This window comes from Archangium sp. (assembly GCF_036389735.1).
GTDB lineage: Bacteria > Myxococcota > Myxococcia > Myxococcales > Myxococcaceae > Archangium.
Genome location: NZ_DASVWK010000915.1, coordinates 1 through 7,763 on the forward strand (window position 1 = coordinate 1; position 7,763 = coordinate 7,763).

The 7,763-nt window shown below is 71.5% G+C and carries 6 protein-coding genes; 3 read left to right on the forward strand and 3 right to left on the reverse strand.

Annotated features, from left to right (window positions below; all coding sequences use genetic code 11):
• The coding region (locus tag VF794_RS32490; RefSeq protein ID WP_331116997.1) for a metallophosphatase at positions 1–1,286 on the reverse strand (1,286 nt) is incomplete at its 3' end.
• 46 nt (positions 1,287–1,332) lie between these two features.
• Positions 1,333–2,616, reverse strand: coding sequence for a myxosortase-dependent phytase-like phosphatase (locus VF794_RS32495; RefSeq protein WP_331116998.1), 1,284 nt, complete (start codon positions 2,614–2,616; stop codon positions 1,333–1,335).
• A 172-nt stretch (positions 2,617–2,788) separates the two neighbouring features.
• On the opposite strand from VF794_RS32495, the gene VF794_RS32500 reads away from it, so the two are divergent.
• A complete protein-coding gene (locus tag VF794_RS32500; protein WP_331116999.1) occupies positions 2,789–4,066 on the forward strand; it encodes an MFS transporter in 1,278 nt (425 codons plus the stop codon).
• A gap of 54 nt (positions 4,067–4,120) precedes the next feature.
• Positions 4,121–5,152: a patatin-like phospholipase family protein gene (locus tag VF794_RS32505; protein ID WP_331117000.1), complete on the forward strand. Its 1,032-nt coding sequence runs from the start codon at positions 4,121–4,123 to the stop codon at positions 5,150–5,152.
• Positions 5,153–5,226: 74 nt separating this feature from the next.
• Here VF794_RS32505 and VF794_RS32510 read toward each other — a convergent pair whose 3' ends face one another.
• Positions 5,227–6,327 carry a glycosyltransferase family 1 protein gene (locus tag VF794_RS32510; protein ID WP_331117001.1) on the reverse strand — a complete coding sequence of 367 codons (1,101 nt, stop codon included), beginning with the start codon at positions 6,325–6,327 and terminating at the stop codon, positions 5,227–5,229.
• Positions 6,328–6,370: 43 nt separating this feature from the next.
• Between VF794_RS32510 and VF794_RS32515 the strand changes: the two genes are divergently transcribed.
• Positions 6,371–7,763 (forward strand): glycosyltransferase family 4 protein (locus tag VF794_RS32515; protein ID WP_331117002.1); only part of this gene is annotated, 1,393 nt, incomplete at its 3' end.

Sequence of the window (7,763 nt, forward strand, 5' to 3'; positions counted from 1 at the left end):
AGCCCGTCGGCGAGGACGTTGCCGAGCGCGCTCTCGCCCTCGTAGTCACGCCCCAGGGGGCTGGTGACGGTAATGCCGAGGGGCCGGCGCTGCTCCTCTTCCACACGCGCGAGCGCGGGAGTCACCAGGGCCTCCACCGCCGGGTCCGGCACCACCGGCGCGCCGAGAAACGTGGCGGGCACGAGCCGCACCGAGGCCCCCGCGTCCTTCAGCTTGCGCGGATCACAGCTCCCGCTCGTCGCATCCACCTGGGCGCACACGGGGATGGCGGCCTGGAGGCGGGTGCGCTCGGGCAGCACCTCATGGGTGACCGGGTCCACGAAGAGCTCCACCACGCCGAAGGAGCGGCCCAGGCCCGAGGTGGACAGGACGGGCACGTTCCCGAAGAAGTGGCCCATGGCCTGGTGGGTGTGGCCGGCGAAGACGGCATCCAGGGTGCCCGGCGGCAGCGCCTCGACGAGGCCGTAGATCTCCCCGTCCGCCCGGTCGCAACTGGAGGTGTCGCGCGGGTTGGAGAGGTCCGCGCACTTGCCACCGGCGTGGGCGATTCCCACCACCACCTCGGCGCCCTGGGCGCGCAGGCCCTTCACGGCCTCCAGCGTGGCGGGCACCATGTCGTCGAAGCGCAGGGTGGACACGAGGGCGGGGTTGGAGATGCGCGGCGTCGTGGGCGTCGTGAGGCCCACCACGCCCACCTTCACGCCCTGGAGCGTCACCAGCAGCGTGCCGTCATTGCCGAGCCACGCGGGGCGCTGGCCGGAGGCGGCCTCGCGCACGTTGACGGTGAGCAGCGGGACGCGCGCCTGGCGGATGCGCGCGGTGAGGGCCCCGAAGGGATCCTCGCCCGGGCCGGGCACCGCCCGGGGACCCACGGGCCCATAGTCGAACTCGTGGTTGCCGAGCGCGGCGGCGGCGTAGCCCAGGTGGTTGTAGACGTCGATGACCGCGGCGCCCTCGGTGAGGTTGGAGGCGAGCGTGCCCTGGAAGAGATCACCCGCGTCGAGCAGCAGCACGCCGCCGGGGTTGTCCGCGCGCAGCCGGGCCAGGTAGCCGGCGAAGACGGCCGCCCCGCCCTGGCGCACCACGAGGCCGCCGGGCAGAGGGGCGTCATGGGGCATCAACCAGCCGTGGAAGTCATTGGTGCCCACCAGCGTGAGCCGGAGGGGCGCGGCGGGAGCGGACTGGGGGGCAGGAGTCTGGGAAGGAGCCTGCGCGGGACGCGGAGCACTGGCGCATCCGGCGGCCGCGAGGGCCACCAGCGCGCGGAGGAATCGAGAGGAAGACATGGGGGCGCCGAGTTGAGCCCAGCCGCCCCCTGGGAGGCAACCCGCATCAGGCTCGGCGGCGCCGACGCGAGAGCAGCAGCACGCCCGCCAGGACGAAGAGCACCGTGCCCGGCCAGGACGCCGAGGCGCAGTTGCAGCTGGAGTTCCCGTACTCATACCCCTCGGGCGACGAGCCGGGAGCGCCGCCCGGCGGGCCGATGGGCGGAGTCCCCCCTCCCCCACCATCCGCTCCTCCGCCATCCGGCATCCCCCCGTCCGTGACGGGTTGGGCGTCGCTGGTGTCCACGAGGAGGTTGGGGGTGAACTGGGCGGAGAGCGCCGTCCAGGGAATGAGCTTGAAGTTCTCGTTCTCGGCGGCGTTGAGCCCGTCCTGGACGGCCACCACTCCCACGGGGAAGCGGGTGCCCAGGGCACGGTTGCTCACCACCAGGTGCCGCGGGTTCTCCACGCTGTCGATGGCTCCATTCGCGACGACGGTGAAGCTGCCCCGGAAGGTATGGGCGGAGGGCGTCCGATCATAGATACGCACCGCGTTCGCCCCCCCGCTCACCGCCAGCAGGTAGCCCCCGCTTCTAGAAGGAGCGTAGAGGGCCACGGCCCCCAGCGGCGCGGCGAGGCCGCCCCCGGTGACGACGTCCACCGAGGTGCGGGCATCCGCCGCGGTGGGCTCGGCGCCGTACTGCCAGATACCCACGTTCTGCTCGACGACGTAGAGCGTGCCCTGGGCATCGTCGACGGCCAGGCCCACCACGGGGCCCCCCACATTCAAGGTGCGCACCAGGTTGGACGTGGCGCCTCCATCCGTCTGGGCGGTGAGCTCGAACTGCCAGACGGTGCCCGTCCCACTCCCCGCGAAGGCGAAGAAGCGCCCGGAGGTGGGGCTCGCGTACAGCGCCACGCTGTTGGGGTTGAAGCCCTGGGTGGTGATGTTCGCCAGCCCCGCGCCACGCACCTCGAGCGTCGTGGGATCCACGACGTAGGCCACGAGCGACTGGAGGGACTGACTGGCCACCACCACGAGCTGCTGGGTGATGCCCCCCACCCGGAAGTTCTCCTGCACGTCCACGCCCAGCGCGCCCCCCTGGGAGAGCTGCGCCCGCTGGGTGCCATCGAGCTGGTAGACGAAGAGCCCGTTCTGGCCTTCCGCCGCGAGCAGCAGGCTGTTGCCCGGATCCGTCGGGTGGACCCACAGGGCGGCGCCCTGGATGGCGGTACCGGAGAAGACGACCGGTCGCGTCTCCACCGTGGGTTGAACCTGAACGGCCTGCTGGGCGAGCCCGGGCAGGCCGAGAAGAAGGACGGCCAGGGCTAGCAATGTCCTCGAGCGCACGGTGGCCTCCTGGGCAGTTCGCGCCGCAACGTGGTGCCCACGCCCGCCCGCGAGCGCAAGGTGGAGACCCTCGGGAAGGTCGACCCCCGGTCAGAATGACGCGTCCCGCCACGGCTTCCGTCCTGGGGCGTACGCGGGACGGGTACCGGGACGCTCCGCTATCCTCGCGGGCATGCGAACGGATGAGCTGCCCTGGTGGAAGGAGCCCACGCGGGGCCAGTGGATGTCCTTCCTGGCCGCCTGGGTGGGCTGGGTGCTGGATGCCTTCGACTTCACCATCTACCTGCTGGTGATGCCGGAGATGGCCAAGGAGTTCGGCGTCGGGGTGACGGCGCTGGCGGGCTCCATCACGCTCACGCTGCTGCTGCGGCTGGCGGGCGGAGTGGCCGCCGGAGCGGTGGCGGACCGGTGGGGTCGCAAGCTGCCGCTGATGCTCTCCGTCATCTGGCTCGCGCTGTGTGACGGCGCGGTGGCGCTGGCGCCCACCTTCACCTGGGTGCTGGTGCTGCGCACCCTCTTCGGCTTCGGCATGGGCGCGGAGTGGACGAGCGGCGCCACGCTGGCCATGGAGAACTGGCCCGAGCGCAGCCGGGGCATCGCCTCGGGCATCCTCCACGGAGGCTGGTCCATCGGCTACCTGCTGGCGGCGGTGGTGTCCGCCTTCGTGGTGCCGCTGTGGGGCTGGCGGGCGCTCTTCTTCCTCGCCGCGGTGCCAGCATTGCTCGCGCTGCCCATCCGCTACTGGGTGCCGGAGAGCTTCGACCGCGAGAAGGCCGCCGCGGCGAGGCGGGCCCGGTCGGAGCACACGCTGACGGGCCGGGGACTGGTGACACGGCTCGCGTGGGCCTCGCTGGTGATGGCCTTCAACTTCGGGGGCTACTACGGGCTCACCAGCCTGTACCCGGTGCTGCTGAAGACGGAGCTGGGGCTGACGACGCAGGGGGTGTCGGCACTGGTGGTCCTCTTCAACGTGGGCATGCTGCTGGGGACGGCGCTGTGCGGGGCCCTCGCCACGCGGCTGGGCGTGGCCAAGGCGGTGGGCATCGCCGCGTTCGGCGTGCTGCCCTTCCTCGCGCTGTACGTGGGCATGGTGCCGAGCCTGCTGTGGCTGGGAGCCTTCGCGGGAGGTCTCTTCGGCGCGGCGCCTCCGGGCATCGCCCCGCTGCTGCTCACCTCGCTCTTCCCACCGAGCATCCGCGGCAAGTGCGTGGGGCTCGTCTTCCACGTGGGCGCCTTCCTGGCGGCCTTCGTCCCCACCGGCATGGCGGCGCTCGTCGAGCACGCCGGCTTCTCCCATTCCCAGGTCATCATGCTGGCGGGCGGCACGGGCCTCGTGGCCATGGCCGTGTCCCTCTTCCTGCGCCCGAGGGCCACGCTGGACGAGCCCCCCGCCGAGGGCGAGCGACCGAGCGAGCGTCCAACACCTCACCTCCCCTGGGGGCGGGCCTGACGCCCTTCCGTCACATCTGGAGCCCGGTGCACTCAGTCTGAGGAGGAGGGCGCCATGGCACAGCTCGACAAAGTGGACGCGGTATTCGAGGGCGGAGGGGTGAAGGGGATTGGACTGGTCGGTGCGGTCGAGCACCTGGAAGCGGCCGGCCTGCGGTTCCAGAACGTCGTGGGCACTTCGGCCGGAGCCATCGTCGCGGCGCTCGTCGCCGCCGGGTACTCGGCCACGGAGCTGCGCACCATCATGCAGCAGCTCGACTTCCAGCGCTTCACGGACCTGAGCAAGCTGGACCGGGTGCCCCTGCTCGGCCCGGCGCTGAGCCTGCTGCGGGAGAAGGGCCTCTACGAGGGAGATTATTTCGAGAGCTGGCTGCGTGAGTTGCTGGCCCAGGCCCCTCGCAAGGTCCACACCTTCCGCGACCTGCACATGGACGACGAGACGCCCGGGTCGAAGTACTTCTACAAGCTCCAGGTCATCGCCGCCGACATCAGCCGGCGCAAGCAGCTCGTGCTGCCCTGGGACATCCGGGACTACGGGATGAATCCCGAGGAGCTCGACGTGGCCCGGGCAGTGCGGATGAGCATGAGCATCCCCTTCTTCTTCGAGCCCGTGCGCCTCCAGAACGAACAGGGAGAAACCTGCTACATCGTGGACGGCGGCGTGCTCAGCAACTTCCCCGTCGACATCCTCGATAACGGCAAGCCCAACCCGCCCTGGCCCACCTTCGGCCTCAAGCTGGTGGACCGGGTGAAGGACGACGGGCAGGTGCACGAAGAGCCGAGCCGCATCCGAGGCCCCCTCTCCATGCTCCGGGCGATGTTCTCCACGATGATGGAGGCGCACGACGCGCGCTACATCCAGCAGAAGAACTTCGACCGCACCATCGCCATCCCCACGTTGGGGGTGAAGACCACGGACTTCGGCCTCCGCCCGGAGAAGGGCGAGGCGCTCCGCCGCGCGGGAATGGAGGCCGCCCGGCGCTTCCTCGCGGAGTGGGACTTCCAGGCGTGGATCCAGAAGCACCGCCTGCCCGAGGTTCTCGGCCAGAAGGCCCCTGGTCCCGATGAGATGTCCGCGCTGATGTGACGTGCCCCGGAGGGCCGTCGGCTGTAGTCGACCACAATTGATGTCGGGATTTGTGCCACACCAATTGTAGTCGACTACAATTGAAGGCCCCGGAGGGCCTGCTCGTAGGCGGCGAGCGTCTCCTCCGCGCAGCGCGCCCAGGTGAACCGGGCCGCCCGCGCCCTCCCCGCCTCCGCCCAGTGCCGCCGCTCCGCGTCCGAGCCCATCAACCGGTCCATCGCCTCGGCCAGCCCCTCCGCGTCGTCCGGCCTCACCGCCGGGGCCGCCTCGCCGCACACCTCCGGCGTCGCCCCCGTCGTGGACACGATGGCCGGCGTCCCCAGCCGCATGGCCTCCAGCGGCGGCAGCCCGAAGCCCTCGTATCGCGAGGGGAACACGAACACCGTCGCCCGCCGCATCAGCTCGTAGAAAGCAGCCTCGGACTGGTAGCCCAGTGGGCGGATGTCATGGCCCTCGGAGCGCATGCGCGCTACGCGCGACTCCACCGAGCCCGAGCCGAACCAGCGCTGTCCCGCCAACACCAGCGACACCGGCCGCCCCCGCGCCTTCAGCCGCTCCAGCGCGTCCAGCACCAGGCTCACGTTCTTGCGCACATCCAGCGAGCCCGCGTACAGCGCGAACCGATTGGGCAGCGCCAGCGAGCGCAGGAAGTCCTCGGTGGTGGCGTCCGGCACGTGGCGGTCCACGTGGTCCACCCCGTTGTAGGCCACCGTCACCTTGTCGGCGACCTCGGGGTGGCGCGCCAGCAGGTCATCCCGGGTGCACGCGCTCACGCAGACGATGCCGTCCGCCACCCGCACGCTCCGGGCGAGCCACAGGCGGAACTGCCAGCGGTAGGCCCGGGAGACGGTCTCGGGCATCGACAGGGGAATGAGATCGTGGACGGTGACGACGTACGCCTTGCCGGGGGTGCGCACCAGCGGGAGGTTGAAGTTGCCCAGCGCGTGGTACAGCCGTGCCCGCGAGCCGCGCAGCGCCTGGGGCAGCCGGCCCAGGACATAGGCGGTGCGTCCCATGCGGCCCCGCGGATCCTCGCCGGTAACCCGGGCCCCCAGCCGCTCCAGGCCAACCCCCTGGGTGGTCAGGGCGTCGGCCAGACACCGGGTGTAGAGACCGATGCCCGTGGTGGGTTCGTCCCACAGGCTCGCATCGAAAGCGACAGGACCGATGGACACGGGGCGCCTCATACCATGCCGCTGTGATAGGCAAGGTTCCCCTATGGCGGTCCATCAGCTGATTCCGAGCTTCGTGGCGGGCGACGCCACCGGACAGGCGGCGCTGCACCTGCAACTGCTGCTGCGCCGGCTGGGCCACTTCGGCGAACTCTACGCGGGCGAGGTGGGCCCCGGCCTGGAGTCCCTCGCCCACCCGGCCTCGGCCCTGCGCCCCAAACCGGACGACCTCGTCCTCTACCACCACGGCATCGCCTCGCCGCTGAGCAGCCGGCTGATGCACCTGCCCTGCCGTCGGGGCGTCGTCTTCCACAACATCAGCCCCGCGCGCTACTACGCGGGCACCCCGCTGGCCGAGGCGCTCGTCACCGGACGGGCGCAGCTCGCCGCCATGGCGCCCTTCGTGGACGTGGCCCTGGGCGTGTCGGACTACAACTGTGCCGAGCTGCGCGAGGCCGGCTACCGCCACGTCCACACCGTCCCCCTCTTCGTCGAGCCCGAGCGCTTCTCCGAAACGAGCGCGGACAAGGCGATGCTCCAGCGGCTGTCCGGCCCGGGCCCGGTGGTGCTCTCGGTGAGCCGGGTGGCGCCGCACAAGCGCTTCGAGGACCTGCTGGCGCTGCACGCGGAGCTACTCCGGCTACGGCCCGGCGCGCGCCTGCTGGTGGTGGGCGGCTACGAGCCGGGCAGCCGCTACTTCAAGTCGCTCCAGCACAGGGCGCGCGAGCTGTCCGGGGTGCACTTCCTCGGCAGGCTCAACCACGCGGAGCTGGTGGCCGCGTACCGCACGGCGGACGTCTTCGTCTCCATGAGCGAGCACGAGGGCTTCGGCGTGCCGCTGGTGGAGGCGATGGCGGCCGAGGTGCCGGTGCTGGCGTACGCGGCGGCGGCGGTGCCGGAGACGCTCGGGGGCGCGGGCATCGCCTTCGACCAGAAGCGCTTCGCCTTCCTCGCCGAGCTGGTGGTGGACCTGTGCGAGGACGCGTCCCTGCGCGAGCGCCTGCTCGCGGGCCAGGCCCGGCGGCTGAAGCACTTCTCCGCCGAGGAGACCCAGAAGGCCCTCGCGAAGGCCCTCGGTGAGGACAAGCGCCCCAGGCGCCGCGCCCCGCCAGCGAGGAAGAAGCCCCGGGTGGGCGTGGTGGTGCAGCGCTACGGCGAGGTGACGGGCGGAGCCGAGCGCCACGCGCAGCAGGTGGTGGAGCAGCTCGCGCCCCACTGGGACGTGACGGTGCTCACCACCTGCGCGAAGAACCACCTCACCTGGGAGAACGCCTTCCCTCCGGGCGAGGAGCGGACCGAGGAGGGTGTGCGGCTGCTGCGCTTCCCGGTGACGCGCGTGCGCCACATCCGGCCCTTCAACGCCCTGTCCCGGCAGGTCTTCGACCGGAGCAACGAGCGGCTGCGCGAGGAGCACTGGGTGGCCGAGCAGGGGCCGGTGG

Bases quoted from the DNA above. Each gene is read 5' to 3' on its own strand.
- VF794_RS32500 (WP_331116999.1), top strand. From the start codon at position 2,789: ATGCGAACGGATGAGCTGCCCTGGTGGAAGGAGCCCACGCGGGGCCAG.
- VF794_RS32505 (WP_331117000.1), top strand. From the start codon at position 4,121: ATGGCACAGCTCGACAAAGTGGACGCGGTATTCGAGGGCGGAGGGGTG.